At 33.9% G+C, this 20,241-nt stretch carries 16 protein-coding genes; 12 read left to right on the forward strand and 4 right to left on the reverse strand.

Annotated features, from left to right (window positions below):
• Positions 1–172 precede the first annotated feature (172 nt).
• The 3 genes from J2X17_RS04230 to J2X17_RS04240 all read right to left on the reverse strand — a co-directional run bounded on the left by J2X17_RS04230 (position 173) and on the right by J2X17_RS04240 (position 3,033).
• Positions 173–862, reverse strand: coding sequence for a hydrolase (locus tag J2X17_RS04230; protein ID WP_310294990.1), 690 nt, complete (start codon positions 860–862; stop codon positions 173–175).
• Between the two features lie 221 nt (positions 863–1,083).
• Entirely contained in the window at positions 1,084–1,398 is a 315-nt protein-coding gene (locus J2X17_RS04235; protein ID WP_310294992.1) for a hypothetical protein, read from the reverse strand.
• Positions 1,399–2,094: 696 nt separating this feature from the next.
• Positions 2,095–3,033, reverse strand: coding sequence for an alpha/beta hydrolase (locus J2X17_RS04240; protein WP_310294994.1), 939 nt, complete (start codon positions 3,031–3,033; stop codon positions 2,095–2,097).
• 435 nt (positions 3,034–3,468) lie between these two features.
• Here J2X17_RS04240 and J2X17_RS04245 point away from each other — a divergent pair, with 435 nt between their 5' ends.
• From J2X17_RS04245 to J2X17_RS04285, 9 genes are all read left to right on the forward strand, one after another.
• On the forward strand, positions 3,469–4,938 hold the full coding sequence (locus J2X17_RS04245; protein WP_310294996.1) for an MFS transporter: 1,470 nt from the start codon (positions 3,469–3,471) through the stop codon (positions 4,936–4,938).
• Positions 4,939–4,980: 42 nt separating this feature from the next.
• Positions 4,981–6,297 (forward strand): MFS transporter, encoded by a 1,317-nt coding sequence (locus J2X17_RS04250; RefSeq protein ID WP_310294999.1) that lies wholly within the window; start codon positions 4,981–4,983, stop codon positions 6,295–6,297.
• A gap of 89 nt (positions 6,298–6,386) precedes the next feature.
• Entirely contained in the window at positions 6,387–7,223 is an 837-nt protein-coding gene (gene kduI, locus J2X17_RS04255; RefSeq protein ID WP_310295001.1) for a 5-dehydro-4-deoxy-D-glucuronate isomerase, read from the forward strand.
• A 4-nt stretch (positions 7,224–7,227) separates the two neighbouring features.
• On the forward strand, positions 7,228–8,019 hold the full coding sequence (locus tag J2X17_RS04260) for a gluconate 5-dehydrogenase (protein WP_310295003.1): 792 nt from the start codon (positions 7,228–7,230) through the stop codon (positions 8,017–8,019).
• Positions 8,020–8,039: 20 nt separating this feature from the next.
• Entirely contained in the window at positions 8,040–9,446 is a 1,407-nt protein-coding gene (gene uxaC, locus J2X17_RS04265; protein ID WP_310295005.1) for a glucuronate isomerase, read from the forward strand.
• Positions 9,447–9,553: 107 nt separating this feature from the next.
• Complete coding sequence (locus tag J2X17_RS04270; protein WP_310295007.1) at positions 9,554–10,576, forward strand: PfkB family carbohydrate kinase; 1,023 nt, start codon at positions 9,554–9,556, stop codon at positions 10,574–10,576.
• Between the two features lie 10 nt (positions 10,577–10,586).
• Positions 10,587–11,258, forward strand: coding sequence for a bifunctional 4-hydroxy-2-oxoglutarate aldolase/2-dehydro-3-deoxy-phosphogluconate aldolase (locus J2X17_RS04275; protein WP_310295009.1), 672 nt, complete (start codon positions 10,587–10,589; stop codon positions 11,256–11,258).
• A 218-nt stretch (positions 11,259–11,476) separates the two neighbouring features.
• Positions 11,477–12,919: a tagaturonate reductase gene (locus J2X17_RS04280; protein WP_310295012.1), complete on the forward strand. Its 1,443-nt coding sequence runs from the start codon at positions 11,477–11,479 to the stop codon at positions 12,917–12,919.
• A gap of 96 nt (positions 12,920–13,015) precedes the next feature.
• A complete protein-coding gene (locus tag J2X17_RS04285) occupies positions 13,016–14,629 on the forward strand; it encodes a UxaA family hydrolase (protein WP_310295015.1) in 1,614 nt (537 codons plus the stop codon).
• A gap of 268 nt (positions 14,630–14,897) precedes the next feature.
• Here the strand turns inward: J2X17_RS04285 and J2X17_RS04290 are convergent, their stop codons facing one another.
• Complete coding sequence (locus tag J2X17_RS04290; RefSeq protein WP_310295017.1) at positions 14,898–15,926, reverse strand: LacI family DNA-binding transcriptional regulator; 1,029 nt, start codon at positions 15,924–15,926, stop codon at positions 14,898–14,900.
• A 290-nt stretch (positions 15,927–16,216) separates the two neighbouring features.
• On the opposite strand from J2X17_RS04290, the gene J2X17_RS04295 reads away from it, so the two are divergent.
• From J2X17_RS04295 to J2X17_RS04305, 3 genes are all read left to right on the forward strand, one after another.
• Positions 16,217–17,656 carry a glycoside hydrolase family 28 protein gene (locus tag J2X17_RS04295; protein ID WP_310295019.1) on the forward strand — a complete coding sequence of 480 codons (1,440 nt, stop codon included), beginning with the start codon at positions 16,217–16,219 and terminating at the stop codon, positions 17,654–17,656.
• 317 nt (positions 17,657–17,973) lie between these two features.
• Positions 17,974–18,909 (forward strand): alpha/beta hydrolase fold domain-containing protein, encoded by a 936-nt coding sequence (locus J2X17_RS04300; RefSeq protein WP_310295021.1) that lies wholly within the window; start codon positions 17,974–17,976, stop codon positions 18,907–18,909.
• Positions 18,910–18,969: 60 nt separating this feature from the next.
• On the forward strand, positions 18,970–20,193 hold the full coding sequence (locus J2X17_RS04305; RefSeq protein WP_310295023.1) for a glycoside hydrolase family 88/105 protein: 1,224 nt from the start codon (positions 18,970–18,972) through the stop codon (positions 20,191–20,193).
• The last annotated feature ends 48 nt before the right edge of the window (positions 20,194–20,241 follow it).

Here is a 20,241-nt window from a genome sequence, read left to right on the forward strand (position 1 = left end):
AGATAAATGCGAGGCTTTTGCCTTGAGCGAAAATGGGTAATGAAATAATCAAAAGTAAAGCTTGTATGAGGATTTTTAGTTTCATAATAATAATTTTTATTTAGGTTTTAAGGAAAAAAAGCTGTCACTTAAAACAGCCTTTTTAGGTAATCAACCAAGAACAATCTAAGAATTAATGTTTAAGCATTTCATGTGCATATTGAACGCCAACACCGTAAGCGCCACCATATTTTTTTACCAAATCTGTAACTGGTACATAAGTTTCCTGACGTGCCCAATCGCGTTGTAATTCTAATAGATATTGCAAGGAAGTAACAGGGTGTGCACCCGCCTGAACCATACGTGTCACCGCCATTTCGTGTGCTTCTTTAGAAACATCACCGCTGGCATCTGTAATTACGTAAACGTCATAGCCTTCATTAATTGCAGATAAAACTGGCCCGACAATACAAACGCTTGTCCATAAACCGCCAAAAACAATTTTCTTTTTGCCTGTTGCGATAATTGCTTTGCGGGCAGGTGCATCTTCCCAGGTATTCATTGTTGTACGATCAATATAGTTTGAAGTTTTTTGAGGGTAGAATTCTTCAATTTCACGAAAAACAGGTCCGCTGAATGATTTTTCAGCAACAGTTGTTACGATAGTTGAAACTTTAAATATTTTTGAAGCACCTGCAACTAACGCGGTATTGTTACGAAGCTGATCTATTGGAATATTGCTCACTGCAAACGCCATTTGGCTTTCGTAATCAATAAGAACTAGGGTGTGATTTGTAGGGTCTAATAGTGCGGGACTTGGTTTTTGTGCAAATCCTATAAAAGTAACGAATGATAAAACTGCTGTTAAGAGTAACTTTTTCATGATAATTAAATTTTGCTTGTTAATAAAAGGTTTTAATAAAAAATCATATTCAGTTTGATTTTCAGTTTATTGCGTTCAAAAGCAGTGCCTTATTTGGGAGGCGTTGATTTCTAACGAATTTTTGAAAAAAGGCAATACTGATTTTAACGATATATCGTCAATGGTTAGGCGATCTTCGTAAATATTTGAATTAAAATGCGTGAATGAGAAAATCTGGGTACCTAAATTTTTCCTTTAAGATGTAATCTGTGTTGTATTTCTGATTTTAATAAACCGCTTCCTCCACCGAAATGCTCAATTACTTCGACATCGGGCTGTTGTTCTAAACAGAAAGAAGTAAATTCTTTTTCGACATGATCTTCGATTCCGGAACTCAAAAGAACAATATCGATTTTGTTGTTTAGAAAATATTCCTGAGCAGCTTTTTCATCGCTGAAACCTACTGCATTCCAGTCTTCGTAAGCATTTACCAATCGAAGTAAAATCTCCAATATTGGTTCGTTTTTTCCGAGTATTAAGAATTGAAATATTTTCATGGTCGTTTTTTTTTAAGGTTCTAAGCTGCTATCCCGAAGCTTCGGTTCTGAGGTTCTAAGTTTTTTTTATAGAATTTAAATCTTAGTAACTAAAAATAAAACCGCTTACTTTACATCACAAATGTATTTCATAAATTCTAAGTTCAACTTAATGCAGGACAAGAAAAAGAGTTTGTAAGTTTTTCTTTCTGGGCTTAAATTTCAGTTGTTTTTAGAACTTGTACTTTACTTCACAAATGTATTTCATAAATTTCAAGTTCAACTTAATGTAGGATAAGAAAAGAGTATTAGTGCCGAAAAATAGGTGCAGCAACTTTTTTTTTCATAATTTTTATTTTCAATACAAAAAGCTAACGTGTACGAAAACAATGAATTGCGGGAAGTAGAAATGTTAAAAATAAAAAAAATGAGCAAAAATGAGGAAACCCGTAAGCTTTTCTTTAATGTAGCTTGTAGTTTTGCGGCATAGAAGATAAAAAAGTTGTATTGCTTTGCCTTTTTAGTAGTATAATTTCTTTTAAGTAAAACTGTTTTTGGAGAAACATTTTTCAATGAAAATTTGACTGTCCATTTATGATGGGTACATTGTATAAATTTGCAAGACATACAAGAAAGTCCAATTTTTGAAGGGTTTTTAGATTTGGTTACACGTTAACTAAATTTAAAAACCCTATTTTTTTTATAATTGTTATATCGTTAGAAATTATTGCTTTTTAGCCATTCTTCACAGTCTTTTGTCCAGAATTTGCTGGTATCTTTTACCCCAAGTCCAAAGCCATGTCCGCCTTTTTCATATAAATGTAACTCCGCCGGAACTGCATTTTTTTTAAGAGCCAAATAATAATTAATACTGTTTTCAGGCAAAACAGCAGAATCATCGGTAGCATGTACAAGGAAAGTTGGAGGTGTTTGTGCGGTTACTTTTTTTTCATTTGAAAACGAATTAATTAAATCTTCTGAAGGATTTTTGCCCAATAAACTTGTTTGCGATCCTTTGTGTGTTATTTCGTTTTCCATTGACACTACAGGATAAATCAGAATTGAAAAATCAGGACGAGCACTTATTTTTGATGATGTTTCATATACTCGTTCATCATAATGGGTTGATAATGTAGATGCTAAATGCCCGCCTGCAGAAAATCCCATAATACCAATTTTATTCGGATCAATATTCCATTTTGCAGCATTCAATCTCACAATACGCATGGCTTCCTGAGCATCCTGCAACGGGCCGACGGTTTTGTTTGTCATGATTAAATCGCTCGGTAATCTGTATTTTAAAACAAAAGCTGTAATTCCTAAACTATTAAGCCATTCAGCAACTTTAGTTCCTTCCTTATCCATAGATAAATGCGAATATCCACCACCCGGAAGAATAATTACAGCGGTTTGATTTTGCTTTATTTCTTTTGTGAAAAATATGCTTAATGTAGGTATCGAAACCTGGCTTGTACTTTGTATTTTTCCGTCAGTTCTTGTTTCTTTTTCTTGATAGTCAGAAGTTTTTATTTCTTGTGGAATGGTTTTCCATAACGGAATTACCTGATTTTGAGCATGTAGGTGAGCTGTGATTCCGAAGAATAAAATCAGGTTAAAAAGAGATTTTCCAGTAATGAAGTGTTTTGATTTTTCCAATTTATAAGTCTTTAGTTTTTAATTGATTTGACAGGAGGATATTCAAATTTATATTTTTTTTATTGATTTTTCAATGTAAGCAATTATTGAAATTTGCTATAAAAACGGGAAAGAGCTTTTTATAATAATTTAAAATAGTGATTTGAGGACTATTTTGACATACAAAACGGATGAATTTTACATGTTGTTATTTAACATTAATATTGTTTAATGTGTAATTTTGAGTTCTTTTTTTTACGTGAAATGTTAATTTAAAGTATTAAAATAATTTTATATACAATTTATTTGTATTATTGGGATTTAAAAGTATATTTGTGCAATCGATTACATTGATTGAATTTTGTTACACTAAACAGTTGATTTTGAAGTTTTGACTTGAAAAAAACGACAAATCAAATTGGTTAAAAATTATAAATTTAGAATAAAACCGTTACCATGAATCAAACAAATGAAATTTCTATTAGCGAAACTAATAAATCAACAGGAAAATATCGTTGGAGTATATGTGCATTGTTGTTTTTTGCAACTACTATCAACTACTTAGACAGACAGGTTCTTTCTTTGACCTGGAGTGATTTTATAGCTCCTGAATTTCATTGGACAAACAATGATTATGGAAATATTACCGCATTGTTTTCAATATTTTACGCTGTATCATTACTTTTTGCCGGAAGATTTGTGGATTGGTTAGATACCAAAAAAGGATTTTTATGGGCAATCGGAATTTGGTCTTTTGGTGCATGTTTGCATGCCTTCTGTGGAATTGCAACTTCAGGAATCATTACAGGAAACTGGTTTGTAGGTTTTGAAGGAGCAAAAGATGCAATTCGAACGGTTAACGATACAGGAATGGTAATTAATGTAAGTGTGAGCTTATTTATTTTTGCACGTTTCGTATTAGCAATTGGTGAGGCTGGAAACTTTCCGGCAGCGATCAAGACTACAGCTGAATATTTTCCTAAAAAAGACCGAGCATTTTCAACAAGCATTTTTAATGCAGGGGCGACTGTTGGTGCGTTAGCAGCGCCAATTTCTATTCCGTTTATTGCAAAATCTTTCGGTTGGGAAATGTCATTTATTATTATTGGTGCATTAGGTTTTATCTGGATGGGATTTTGGATGTTTATGTACGATAAACCAGAAAGACACCCAAAAGTTAGCGCTGAAGAATTAGCTTATATTCAACAAGACGATATTGCTGACAGTAAATTAGTAGGATACGTTCCTGAAACAACTACAAAAGTTTCTCTTGTAGATTGTTTCAAATACAAACAGACATGGGCTTTTGCCTTCGGAAAGTTTATGACTGATGGTGTTTGGTGGTTCTTTTTATTCTGGACACCTGCCTATTTAAGTTCTGTTTACGGAATGGATTCTACAGAGGCAGCTTTACCATTATTTGTTCTTTATATGATTACTTTGCTTTCTATCATTGGTGGTTGGCTGCCAACTTACTTTGTGGAGAAAAAAGGAATGAATCCTTACGAAGGCAGAATGAGAGCAATGTTGATTTTTGCATTTTTCCCATTATTAGCATTGATTGCTCAGCCTTTAGGACATATTAGTTATTGGATTCCAGTAATAATAATTGGAATTGCAGGTGCAGCTCATCAATCTTGGTCAGCAAACATCTTTACTACAGTGGGAGATATGTTTCCTAAAAAAGCTATTGCAACAATCACTGGTATTGGCGGATTAGCGGGAGGTATCGGCTCTACTATTATCAACAAAGGGTCAGGAATGTTATTCGATTATACTAAAGAAACAAATATGGCTTTTATGGGCTTTAAAGGCATCGAAGCTGGATATTTCATCATTTTTTCAATCTGTGCTGTTTGTTACTTGACAGGTTGGATTGTAATGAAATCTTTGGTTCCGAAATACAGTCCGATTAAGGATTTATAATAGAATCCAAACTAACTAACCAACCGCAACCAACTCAAAATTATGAATCAAGCTAATGCAGCAATCGGAAAGTACCGCTGGACAATATGCGGTTTAGTATTTTTTGCCACTACAGTAAATTATTTAGATCGAAATGTAATAAGTTACCTTCGGCCTTTTCTAGCAGAGGCTTTTCATTGGACACCAGAACAAGAGGTTATTGATTATTCTAATATTGAATTGGCATTTAAGTTTGCATACGCAATGGGAATGCTGGTTGCAGGAGGAATTATTGATAAACTGGGAACTAAAATTGGATATGCTATTGCAACCGGTTTATGGAGTTTGGCAGCAATTGGACATGCATTGGCGACAGGAACACCTGGTTTTTTAGTGGCCCGTGTATTTTTAGGAATTACAGAAGCTGGAAATTTTCCTGCCGCGATAAAAGCTACAGCAGAATGGTTTCCGCAAAAAGAAAGAGCTTTAGCAACGGGTATTTTTAATTCCGGAAGTAATATCGGAGCGATTATTGTGCCACTATCAGTGCCTTTTATTGCAGAGAATTATGGTTGGCAATGGGCTTTTATATTGACAGGAATTGTTGGTTTTATCTGGCTAATATTATGGTTTATTTTCTATGAAGTGCCAGAAAAACAAAAAAGATTATCGCAAGCTGAGCTTGATTATATAAATTCAGATAAAGTCGTTACAACTGAAGTTGAAGATACTGAAAAGGTTTCATGGTTTAAATTGCTAAGTTTTCGTCAAACGTGGGCTTTTGCCATCGGAAAATTACTTACAGATCCGGTTTGGTGGTTTTATTTGTTTTGGTTGCCAGATTTCTTAATGAAACAATACAAACTTTCGGCAACCCAAATTATTTGGCCTTGTGCTTTGGTTTACGTTATTGGAAGTGTGGGAAGTATTGGAGGCGGATGGCTGCCATTGAAATTAATAGAAAAAAATTGGCCTGCCTATAAAGCACGTAAAACAAGTATGCTTATTTATGCCTTTGCAGTTTTGCCGGTTTTGTTTTCTCAATATTTAGGAGCAATAAACATGTGGCTGGCAATTTTGGTAATTGGTTTGGCTGTTTCGGCGCATCAGGCATGGAGTGCTAATATTTTTACAACAGTTTCTGATATGTTTCCAAAAAAGACAACTGCTTCAGTAACAGGAATTGGGGGAATGTTTGGTGCACTTGGCGGAATTCTCTTAACTTTGGTAGTTCAAAAAAATATGTTTGTGTATTATACTAAATTAGGTAAAATCGAAACGGGATATTTTATTATGTTTTGCATCTGCGGAGGCTCGTATTTACTAGCTTGGCTGATTATGCATATTTTAGTTCCGAGGATGAAAAAAGTAGAAGTATAAATCAAAGAGAAAGTAAATTTCTATTTGTATTATGATATTTAAAGATAAAAATATAATTTTGTGCAATCGATTACATTAAAATATAAATTATGACAAAATATAGCTCAAGATACGCGTCAAGCCCTGAAGCAGTAAAACAATATGACACACAACAGTTGAGAAATGAATTCTTAATTGATGACTTAATGCAGGAGAACGAAATCGTATTGACGTATTCTCATTATGATAGATATATTGCTGGTTCTGCTGTTCCTGTAAAAGATCTTACTCTGGAAACTATTGATCCTCTTAAAGCGGGTTATTTTTTAGAAAGAAGGGAAATGGGAATCATCAACGTTGGTGGAAGTGGTTCTGTTGTTGTTGATGGAACATCTTATGAATTAGGTTTTAAAGATGCTTTATATATCGGAAGCGGAAATAAAGAAGTAATTTTTAAAAGTGACGACAGCGCGAATCCGGCTAAATTTTATATCAACTCTGCACCAGCTCATACACATTATCCAACGGTAAAAGTAAGTTTGGAACAAGCTAATAAATTACAATTAGGTACAATGGAAACGGCTAATCACCGTACTGTAAATCAAATGATTATTGGTAGTGTGGTTACAACTTGCCAATTGCAAATGGGAATGACAGAATTGCGTCCGGGAAGTGTTTGGAATACAATGCCAGCGCACGTACACGATCGTAGAATGGAAGTTTATTTCTACTTAGATATTCCCGAAAATCAGGCTGTTTGTCATTTTATGGGGCAACCGCAAGAAACAAGACATATCTGGATGAACAATCATCAGGCAGTTATTTCTCCGCCATGGTCTATCCACTCAGGTTCAGGAACCAGTAACTATACTTTTATCTGGGGAATGGCTGGTGAAAATTTAGATTATGGAGATATGGATGTTTGTAAAATAACTGATTTAAGATAAGACTATGAGTTCATTATTTGATATAAAAGGAAAAGTTGCCTTAATCACAGGAAGTACTCACGGACTGGGAATGGCGATGGCAAAAGGATTGGGTGAGGCTGGAGCTACAATTGTAGTAAACGGAAACTCTTCTCAGGAAAAAATTGATGCTGCTGTGGCAGAACTTAAAAGTGAAGGAATAAATGCAGTAGGTTATAAATTTAATGTAACCGATGAGCAGGAAGTTAAAACTGCTGTTGCAAAAATTGAAAGCGAAGTTGGACCTATTGCAATTTTGATTAACAACGCAGGAATTATCAAAAGAATTCCGCTAATTGAAATGGAAGTTGCTGATTTTAAAGAAGTAATTGATATTGATTTGGTTTCTCCATTTATTGTTTCTAAGCATGTTGCAAAAGGAATGATTGAGAGAAGACAAGGAAAAATCATTAATATTTGTTCAATGATGAGCGAATTAGGTCGTAATACAGTTGGTGCTTATGCTGCTGCAAAAGGTGGTTTGAAAATGCTGACTAAAAATATGGCGACAGAATGGGCAAAATACAACGTTCAGATCAACGGAATTGGACCTGGTTATTTTGCTACTGAACAAACAAAACCAATTAGAGTTGATGGGCATCCTTTTAATGATTTTATCATTAGCAGAACTCCAGCTGCAAAATGGGGAGATCCGGGAGATTTAGCGGGAGCGGCAATTTTCTTGTCTTCTAAAGCAAGTGATTTTGTTAACGGACATATTTTATATGTTGATGGCGGAATTTTAGCAACTATCGGTAAACCTTCAAACGAAGAATAATTCTCAATTACAAAGAAATTATGAGCTCAAATAAAACATTCATAAACGATAATTTTTTACTTGAAAATAAATATGCTGAAGAGTTATATCACAACTACTCAAAAAATCAGCCAATTATAGATTACCACAATCACTTAAACCCTCAGTCTATTGCCGAAGATAAAATTTTCGATAATATCACTCAGGTTTGGATTAACGGAGATCATTACAAATGGCGTGCAATGCGCACATTAGGAATTAACGAACAATTTGTAACCGGGAATGGTTCTGATAAAGATAAGTTCTTAAACTGGGGAAAAACGGTTCCGTATACAATGCGTAATCCATTATACCACTGGACACATTTAGAATTAGCTCGCTATTTTGATATCTATGATTTATTGAATGAAAAGTCGGCTGAGAAAATATACATTGAAACTTCTGAAAAAATAAATTCACAAGCCTACAGCACACAAAATTTGCTTAAAAAAGTAAATGCTGAATTAGTTTGTACTACCGAAGATCCAATTGATACTTTAGAGTATCATCAAAAACTGGCACAAAACCCATTCGGAACTAAAGTAAGTACTGCTTTCAGGCCTGATAAAGCGATCTTAATTTCTAATGATGGCTATAACGCATATCTGGATACGTTGGGGGATGTATCCGGAGTTGCGATTAATACGTATTCTGATCTACGCGATGCATTGAGAAAAAGAATTGAATTCTTTGCCGCAAATGGTTGTAAATTAAGTGATCACGGTTTAGATCAGATTTACTTTGAAGAATTTACAGAAGCTGAAGTGGCTTCAATTTTCAAAAAGAAAAGAGAAAATGGAATTATAACTCCTGAAGAGGCATTGAAATTTCAAAGTGCAATCTTGTTGTTTTTATCTGAAACATATCATGAATTAGGCTGGGTGCAACAATTTCACTTAGGCGCATTAAGAAATAATAATGCTCGTATGCATAGAATTTTAGGTCCTGATACAGGTTGGGACTCTATCGGGGATTATCCACAAGCACAAAAACTATCTTCTTTCTTAAATGCATTAGACAGCAAAGATAAATTGACAAAAACAATTATCTATAACCTGAATCCTGCCGATAACGAAGTTATGGCTACGATGATAGGAAACTTCAATGACGGAAGCGTTAGAGGAAAAGTACAATTTGGTTCAGGATGGTGGTTTTTAGATCAGAAGGATGGAATGACAAAACAATTAAATGCCCTTTCAAACATGGGATTAATTAGTTGTTTCGTGGGAATGTTGACAGATTCAAGAAGCTTTTTATCTTTCCCAAGACATGAGTATTTCAGACGTATTCTTTGTAATCTTTTAGGAGATGAAATTCAAAGAGGAGAATTGCCTGCTGATATGGAATGGATTGGAAAATTGGTTTCTGATATTTCATACAACAACGCAAAAGAATATTTTAAATTTTAATTGAGAATATAGAAGCAAGAATATAGAAGCAAGAAGAAAGATTATTGATTATAAAAGATTTTTTTTATTGCTAAAGTTTTTTTACTGGTAAAAACAATAGAAATAATATGAGTAAAATAGTTGCATTCGGCGAAATTATGTTGCGTCTCTCTCCCGCAGGACATTTACGTTTTTCGCAAGCAAAGGAATTTGGTGCTACCTATGGCGGCGGTGAGTTCAATGTTTGCGTGTCCTTGGCAAATTATGGTTTAAATTCAGAGTTTGTTACAAGATTACCTGAAAACGAAATTGGCGGAGCTGCGTTGAAAGAAATACGAAAAATGAATGTCGAGTCTAAAAATATCATTTTTGGAGGAGAACGTTTAGGAATCTATTTTCTGGAAACAGGCGCAGGAAGCAGAGGAAGTAATGTCGTTTACGATCGTGCGCACAGCTCGATGGCAACTATCGAAAAGGGTCTTGTTGACTGGGACAAGGTATTAGAAGGTGTTACGTGGTTTCACTGGAGTGGAATTACGCCAGCAATTTCTGAAAGTGCTGCCGAAGCTTGTTTAGAAGCTATTAAAATGGCGCATAAAAAAGGAATTACTATTTCTTGTGATTTAAATTACAGATCAAAATTATGGCAATATGGTAAAACTCCAAGTGAGGTTATGCCGGAAATGCTGCAATATAGCAATGTTATTTTAGGAGATATCGACACGGCTTATTTTATGTTGGGAATTCCGAAGGTAAATCCTGATTATAAGGATGAAAAATCACTTCCGGTTTTATACACGAAGTTGTTTGATTTGATTCCGAATTTAAAAACCGTTGCAACAACATTACGTTATTCAGTAAGTGCTTCTCACCAACGAATTGGCGGTGTTTTGTTTGATGGAAAAACAATTTATCAGGCTGCTGTAAAAGAAGTAACTCCTGTTGTAGACAGAGTAGGAAGCGGGGACGCTTTTATGGGAGGACTGATTTATGGTTTGTCTCAATACGAAAACAACAATCAAAAAGCATTGGATTTTGCAGTTTCGGCTTGTTGTCTGAAACATACAATTGCAGGAGATTACAATTTGGCAACGTTAAAAGAAGTTGAAAATATGCTTGGTGGTGATTCTGCCGGATTAGTATCAAGATAAAAAAAATAATATGGCAAAATATTCAAGAATTGAAGTAGCACAGCAAATGAAAGATAACGGAATGGTACCGTTGTTTTTTCATTCAGATATTGAAGTAAGCAAGAAAGTCTTAAAAGCTTGTTATGATGGAGGTTCACGATTAATGGAGTTTACCAGCAGAGGTGATTTTGCTCATGAAGTTTTTGGTGCTTTAAACAAATATGCTTTGGCAGAATTGCCGGGGATGATGTTAGGAGTTGGTTCGATTACTGACGCTGCATCTGCATCTGTGTACATGAGTTTGGGTGCTAATTTTATTGTAACACCAGTTTTTAGAGAAGATATTGCAATTGCTTGTAATCGTCGTAAAGTACTATGGTCACCGGGCTGCGGAACTCTAACTGAAATTGCAAGAGCAGAAGAATTAGGCTGCGAAATTGTAAAATTATTCCCTGCCGATATTTACGGACCAGAGTTTATAAAAGCAATAAAAGGACCATGCCCATGGACGAATATTATGCCAACCGGAGGTGTTTACCCAACGGTGGAAAGTTTGTCTTCGTGGCTAAACGCAGGAGCAACTTGTGTAGGTCTTGGATCACAATTAATTTCGAAAGATATATTAGATAACAATGACTTTGATGGCTTAAAAAATAAAGTGAGTCAGGTACTTGATATCATCAAAAATATTAAAAATAAATAAGGAGTAATCATACCGATTCCTTATTTGAAAAATAGTTTTTTTTAGATTTTAACTTTTTGTAATTGAGCATTACGCTTGCTAAATAAAACTTGTCACTCCTCACAGCAAGTTTTATTTTACTCTTACAAGTGTAATGTTTCTTTTACAATTAAAAAAAAACTTTTTATAAAGCAATAAGGTATTAATATGATTATTTATAACGCTTTAATGGATTTAAAATGAAACAGTTAAACAGAGAGAATACAGGATTAGAAAAATTACAGCCAATTAAAGTAGTTCAGTTTGGGGAAGGGAATTTCTTGAGAGCTTTTGTTGATTACGCTTTTCATAAACTAAATAAAGAAGTTGATTTTAATGCCGGTATTGCAATGGTTCAACCATTGAAAGAAGGTATGGTGAACATGATTAACGATCAGGATGGTCTTTATACTTTGTTTATGAACGGTATTAAAAAAGGCGAAAAAATACAAGATATTGAGTTAATTACCAATATTGTAAAAGCTATAAATCCATATACCCAATTTGCAGATTATTTAGCTTTAGCCAAAGAAGAAGAACTTCAATTTATTGTTTCAAATACTACTGAGGCCGGAATTGAATTCATCGAAAGTGATACTCCTGATATGCAGCCACCAGTTTCATTTCCTGCGAAGCTGACTGTTTTATTATATGAAAGATTCAAACATTTCAATGGAGATGCTGCTAAAGGATTAACGATTATTCCTTGTGAATTGATTGATTATAACTCAGAAACTCTGAAAAAAATCATCTTACAATATGTCGATTTATGGAAGTTAGAGGACGCATTTAAAACTTGGGTATCAGATGCTTGTACATATCACAGTACTTTGGTTGACAGAATTGTACCTGGATATCCAAGAGCTGAAATTGAAGAATACAATAATAAATTAGATTATCAGGACAATTTAATTGTTGCTGCTGAACCTTTCTTTCTTTGGGCTATTGAAGGCGGTGATGCTTTAAAAGCAAAACTTCCTTTCCATAAAACAGATTTGAATGTAAAAATCGTTGATGATATACGTCCTTTTAAAATGATTAAAGTTCGTATTCTAAACGGTGCACACACCGCAATGGTTCCTTTTTCACTTTTGTACGGAAACAAATTAGTAATGGAAACTGTTAACGGAGATTTTACCGGAAAATTCGTAAACAGCGTTATTAATGAAATTAGCGAAACGCTTGATATGGATAAAAATGAAATTACAGCTTATTGTGAAGAGGTAATGGACCGTTTTAAAAATCCATTTATCAAACATGCACTTGCTGATATTGCATTAAATTCTATCTCAAAATTCAAAGTAAGAGTTTTACCAAGTTTATTAGGATATTATAATGCTAACAAAAAATTGCCAACTAATTTGACTTTTTCATTAGCGAGTTTAATTCAGTTCTACAAAGGAACATGGAATAACGAAGCGTTGCCTGTAAAAGATTCTCCAGAAATAGTTGAGGCATTTAAAAACGCTTGGCAATTAGGGTCTAAAGATTTAGTTGTAGCTAAAATATTAGCTAACACTGAATTCTGGGGTGAAGATTTAACTAAAGTAAAAGGTTTATCAGAAGCTTTAGTATTGGCCTTAAATGAAATTGAAGAAAACGGAATAGAACAAGGATTTGCTAATTTCAGCAAACAATATTAATTGGAATAGTTTCTAAGACCTAAGTCCCTAAGATGGGTCCCAAAAACTCAGCACCTTAGCAACTCAGCACCTTAGCACCTTAAAAAAAAAACGATCATGCAAAAAAAATTAATAAAAGTAAACCCAGCAGATAACGTAATTGTCGCTTTAACCGATTTGGTACAAAACGAACAAATTACATTTGAAGGAACTACCGTCTCACCAACAACTGATGTTAAAGCTAAACATAAAATCGCAGAGAAAGATTTTGCAATTGGTGATGATATTATAATGTATGGCGTTTTGGTAGGTAAAGCTGCAAAACCTGTGCAAAAAGGAGAAGTAATTACTACTGAAAATGTAAAACATCAAAGTGAAAAAGTTTTTGGTAAAAACGGAAATTTAGGTTGGACGCCGCCAAATGTAGATCGTTGGAAAGACAAAACTTTCAACGGATACCACCGTACTGATGGACAAGTTGGAACCAAAAACGTTTGGTTGTTTTTTCCATTAGTTTTTTGTGAAAACAAAAATATCGAAAAACTAAAAGATATTTTCGAGAACGAATTATTACCAAAAAAAGAAGTTTCATATAAAAATTTGTTGCGCTCTTTAATTGAGGAAAAAAGCGTAGAAGAAGTTGCTGAGAAAAATTTAAATGAAAATCTTTTAGATAATATTGAAGTGAAATTCATCAATCATCAAGGTGGTTGTGGTGGGATTAGACAAGATTCTGAATTGTTGGCAAAACTGCTTGCAGGATATGTGAACAACCCAAATGTTGCCGGTGCAACTGTTTTAAGTCTTGGTTGCCAAAATTTGCAAATAGATATTTTTAAAAAGGCATTGAAAGAAATAAGTCCGAATAGTGATAAAGAAATTTTGATCTATGAGCAACAACAAATTGGAACTACTGATCAAATGTTTCAAATGGTGATTAAAGATTCTTATGAAGCCATTAAAAGAGCCAACAAAATTGAACGCAAACCTGCCCCTCTTTCAAAGCTAAGTATTGGTTTAGAATGTGGAGGCTCTGACGGATTTTCAGGAATTTCTGCTAATCCGGCATTAGGAATTGTTTCAGATATTTTTGCAGCCTTGGGAGGGAAAACAATTTTAGCAGAGTTTCCAGAATTATGTGGCGTTGAGCAAGAATTGATGAACAGATGTGTGGACGAAGAAAAAGCAGATAAGTTTTTAACTTTAATGAAAGCTTTTGAAAAATCAGTTGTAGATGCAGGTTCAGGGTTTGATATGAACCCATCTCCAGGAAACATCAAAGACGGATTAATTACAGATGCGATGAAATCTGCCGGTGCGGCTAAAAAAGGTGGAACTTCACCGGTTGTAGATGTTTTAGATTACGGCGAATATATTTCAAAACCAGGTTTAAATCTTCTAAATACGCCAGGAAACGACGCCGAATGTACTACAGGATTGGTTGGATCGGGCGCAACAGTTGTTTTATTTACCACAGGTTTAGGAAATCCGATGGGAAATCCGATTGCACCCGTTGTGAAAATTTCTTCGAACACGGCATTAATTAATAGAATGTCGGATATAATCGATGTAAATGCTGGAACTGTGATTACTGGTGAAAAAACCATTACCGAAGTTGGAGCAGAAATCGTAGATTACATTATAGAATTGGCGAGCGGAAACGTGGAAACAAAAGCAGACCAGTTGAAACAAGATGTATTTATTCCTTGGAAAAGAGGGGTTTCATTATAATTTTTTGCACCATATAAGTAATATAAGTTCATTTTATAGAAAATGCTTAACATAAAAGGCAGCTCATGTAAGAGCTGCCTTTATATTTTATTTTTTTTACCACATAAGTTACATAAGTTCATTTTATACAATGCTTAATAAAAAAAGGCAGCTCATTTTAGAGTTGCCTTTTGGTTTTACATGCAAGTTAAATGTACTTTTTAAGCTGCATTATAATTATGCGTAAAAGTAAAAATGAACTTATATCACTTATATGGTGAAAAAAAAATCAAGATGTTGTTCGTGACGATGATTTACGGATGTGTAATTCTGGGGCGAGAACCACCTTTTTTTCAATTTTAATTGTTTCTGTTTTGTCTACTTGTTCTAAGAAAACACGAGCTGACATTTTACCCATTTCAAGCGGAGACTGATCTACGGAGGTTATTGATAATTCCATGAATTTGGTAAAAGGTTCATTACTAAAGCCTGCTACACAAAAATCTTGCGGAATACTGATGTTTCTTTCTTTTAATTCCTGAATGGCTCCTAAAGCAGCAAAATCACTCGAAGAAAATATAGCGTCTGGAGGAGTGTCTAATTTTAATAATATATCAACTGCTTCTTTTCCGGCTTCCACCATACTTTTTACCGGAACTACATATTCTTCCTTAAAAGTCAGTCCGCTATCCAGCAGCGCTTGTTTATATCCTAAAAACCTGTTTTTAAAAATTTCAAGTGATTGATCTCCGGATAAGTGCGCAATACATCGGCAGCCTTCAGCAATTAAATGCTTAGTAGCAATGTAACCTCCTTTAAAGTCATTGATTGTTACAGAGCTTACGCCATCAATGTGTTTGCTACGGTCAAAAAAGATAAGAGGAACATTTTTTTCTAAAACATTATGAAAAGCACTGTCGTTTTCAATGCTTACAGCAGTCACAGACATTAGAATTCCATCAACCTGTGCATCAATTAAAGTATATAGATTTTCGCTTTCTCTTTTTAAATCTTCGTGTGTCTGGCAAATAATAACTTGATAGCCATGAGGCTGTAGCTCTTCTTCGATACCTCGAATTACAGAAGCAAAAAAGTTACTGTCAATACGAGGAACAATAACACCTATATTATTACTCCGGCCGCTTTTTAGTGCTAAAGCAAGTTTGTTTTGCTTATAGTTCATTGATGCAGCTGTTTTTATTACCAACTCACGTGTGCTCTCTTTTATTTTGGGATTGTTGTTCAATGCCCTGGAAACAGTAGCCGCAGTGATATTTAATTTTTTGGCAATATCATAGATGGTTATTTTTTCGCTCATTCAAAAATTATGTTTTGATTAATTCTTACGGACAAAAATACATTTTTTTTATATATTCCAATATAAATTGTTATCGATTACCAAAATTTATAACTAAATAGTTTTCAGTTTCACAATGATAAAAATTTAAGTGTTTTTTTATATAAAGTGTAAATATATTTACTAATAAAAATTAAATATATAAATTTATTTTGAATTAATTTGGTGTATCCGATGTATTTTTCTATTTTCGTGTAATCGATTACATGATTATTCGTTTTTATTCAAAAAAAATATAAAATATAACGTAAATGATTACAAATAAGCCTTTAATGTTAAAATCAACTGTGCTATTAAGTATCTTGACTTCAATGATTTTATCATGCGGAAAACAAGTTTCTACTGTTTCAGAAACTGATCCGTGGAAAAAAATGGAATTAATTGTAAAAAGTATTCCAGAGACTCACTTTTCTGATAAAACCTATAATATAAACGATTTTGGTGCTGTAGCTGATGGTAAAACTATGAATACTGCAGCTTTTGAAAAAGCAATTAAGGCATGTGCCGAAAATGGAGGTGGAAAAGTAATTGTTCCGAATGGTAAGTATTTGACTGGTGCAATACATTTAGAAAGCAATGTGAATTTGCACTTAGAAGATAATGCTGAAATTCTTTTCAGTACAAATCCGAAAGATTATCCTATCATTCATACTTCATGGGAAGGAACTGAGTTGATGAATTACTCTCCGTTAATTTTTGCCAGAAATAAAACAAATGTTGCCATTACAGGAAAAGGAACTCTTAATGGTCAGGCCAATAGCTCGAACTGGTGGGTTTGGTCTGGTGGAAAAAGCTACGCATGGCAAAAAGGTATTCCGTCGCAAAATGATCCAACAAACAGAGAAGTTTTGGTTGATATGGCCGAAAAAGGCGTTCCGGTTTCAGAAAGAGTTTTTGGAGAAGGCCGTTACTTACGACCTAGTTTTGTCGAATTTTTTGAATGCAATACAGTTTTAATTAAAGATGTAACGATAATAAATGCGCCGTTCTGGATTTTGCATCCGCTAAAATCTAACAATATAATTATTGACGGAGTTACCGTAAACAGCCATGGCCCAAACAATGACGGCTGTGATCCTGAATATTCTCAAAACATAATTATTAAAAATTGTACTTTTAATACAGGTGATGATTGTATCGCTATTAAAGCCGGAAGAGATGCCGATGGAAGAAGAGTGGCGATTCCAAGTAAAAATATCATTGTTCAGAATTGCAAAATGATTGATGGCCACGGCGGCGTAGTTATTGGTAGTGAAATTTCGGCAGGTGTGAATAATGTCTTTGTTGAAAATTGCAAAATGGACAGCCCAAATCTAGACAGAGTAATTCGTATTAAAACCAATTCAAAAAGAGGCGGCGTTATCGAAGATGTATTTGTTCGAAATTTGGAAATCGGAACTGTAAAGGAATGTGTTTTGCTTGCAACAATGTATTATAATGTTTACGGCTCACAAACAGGCAATTTTATTCCAGTGATACGAAATATAAATCTCGAAAACATCAATGTGAAAAACGCTGGAAAATATGGTGTTTTGGCAGAAGGCTACAAAGAATCTCCTGTAGAAAATATTACACTTAAAAATGTTGTAATTGAGAAAGCGGATTCGATTTATAAATTGTCAAACGTAAAAAATATAAATTTCATTGATACTTATATTAATGGAAAAAAGGTGGAATCGGTTAAAAATTAAGCTGAAATATTTGGTTTAATTCCAATAGTCGCAAGTTAAAAGTTTAAAAGTCAAAAGGTGTTGTCAATATTGACTTTGCACACTTTTTGATTACACCATAAGGGTGAAAATAAAAATGAACGAAAGTCAGTAAGTACAGGACTTTAAAAACTTTATGACATTTGACTTGCGACTTTAGGTTTAATTCTGGATGAATATATTTCTCAAAATCGTGGTTGTTAGTAATTTAAATTATTTTTGAGATAATTGTTTTTTTGAAGAAGTTAAGAAAGAGTTTGGTAAATCGAACTCTTTTCTTAACTAAATTTTTTTTTAAGATGAAGAAGTCTTTTTTTATAATGATGCTGATCTCGAATGCTATTTTTGCACAAAGTAATTATAGTATTGATACTTCGTACACTATAAAAAGTACCTATAATAAGCTAATTAAAAAATATCCTTTTATAACGATTCCGCAAGAGAAAAAAAATACTGATGTTGTTGAAATCAAAGAGGTTGTTTATCAGCGACATCAAGATAGGACATTACATTTGGACGCTTTTTTTTCTAAAAAACAAAAATCAAATCCGGCGGTAATCATGATTCACGGTGGCGGCTGGAGATCTGGAAACAAAACGCAAATGCAGCGCATGGCCATAGAAATTGCATCAAAAGGCTACTCTTGTTTTGCAATTGAATACAGATTATCTTTAGAAGCGAAATACCCGGAAGGAGTTTATGATGTAAAAAATGCAATTAAGTTCATCAAAGACAATGCTAAAAAATTCCATGTTGATCCAAATAAAATTGCGGTTTTGGGCTGTTCTTCCGGAGGACAAATGGCAGCTTTAATTGGAACCACAAATGAAAATCCGGATTTTGAAGATAAAATATTCAAAAGCAAATCATCTTCAAAAGTAAATGCCATTATTGATATAGATGGAATTTTAGCGTTTAAACATCCGGAATCGGCAGAGGGAGAAATGGCATCGTTTTGGTTAGGAGGTACTTCTGATGAAAAACCTGAGATCTGGAAAAATGCTTCGGCTTTAAGCCATACTAATAATCAAACGCCGCCGATACTTTTTATACAGAGTAGTTTTGATAGGTTTCATGCGGGAAGAGATGATATGATTGCCATTTTAAATCAATATAAAATTTATAGTGAAGTACATACAATTCAGAATTCGCCTCATTCTTTTTGGTTTTTTCAGCCATGGTTTGATGAGACTGTGATGCACACAGCACAATTTTTAGATAAAATTTTCAAATAATTCCCATAGAAATAAGACAACAATTGAATTAAAATAGTGTAGAATTTAAACATATATAAAATGAAGAATAATAGAAAACAAAGTTATTTTGCATCAGTAGTATTAATTTGTGTTATGGCGTTTACGAGCTGCAAAATGATTTCGCAAGAGCCTGCAAATAAGGATATAGTGCTCTCCAAAGATTTAAAATGGTCTCAAAAAATGGCATTGACATTAATGAAGCGTCATCCTGAAGGATACATGATCGATGATTCGAAAGCTCCTAAATGGGACTATGTTCATGGATTAGTTTTGCATTCTATGGAGGAACTTAATAAAAAATATCCGGATTCAAAATATCCAACTTATATCAAAGGTTACGTTGATGCTTTGGTTCAAAATGATGGTACAATTAAATCATATGATTTCGATAATTATAACATAGACATGGTTGTAGCAGGTCGTTTGCTTTTTAATATATATGATAAAACAAAAGAAGAAAAGTACTTAAAAGCAATGCAATTGCTTCGTAAACAATTAACAGAACAACCGAGAACAAAATCGGGTGGTTTTTGGCACAAAAAAATCTATCCAAACCAAATGTGGTTAGATGGTTTGTATATGGGAGAGCCTTTTTATGCAGAATACACAGCTACTTTTGAAGGTGGAAAGAGTTTTGACGATATAGCTAAACAATTCGAAATTATTCAATTGCATGCCACAGATCCAAAAACGGGATTATTATACCATGCCTGGGACGAAAGCAAAGAAATGCCATGGGCAAATAAAGAAACAGGAAACTCTCCAAATTTCTGGTCAAGAGCTTTAGGCTGGTACGTAATGGCACTTGTTGATGTGTTGGATTACATGCCAAAAGAGCATCCAAAACAAAAAGAATTGGTGACCTATTTAAACAATGCATGTGAAGCTCTAGCGAAATATCAGGATAAAAAGTCTGGTTTATGGTATCAGGTAACAGATAAAGGCGGAGAAAAAGATAATTATTTAGAAGCATCAGGATCATCAATGTTTACTTACGCTTTTGCAAAAGGAGCTAACAAAGGTTATTTACCATCAAAATATAAAAAATTAGCGAACAATGCATTTGATGGTTTAACAAAACAATTGATAAAAGTTGATGCTGATGGCGGAATTACGTTAACTCAGGCATGTCAGGTTGCAGGTTTAGGAGGAAAACCTTATCGTGATGGTTCTTACGAATATTATGTGAACGAAAAAAAGAAAGACAATGATCCTAAAGCAACAGGTCCTTTTATTTTGGCAGCTTTAGAATTGAACAGATAATTTGATTCAATTTTTAAACCTGACGGGTTTTAAAAACCTTTCAGGTTT

Source organism: Flavobacterium aquidurense (assembly GCF_031458035.1).
Classification (GTDB): Bacteria; Bacteroidota; Bacteroidia; order Flavobacteriales; family Flavobacteriaceae; genus Flavobacterium; species Flavobacterium aquidurense_C.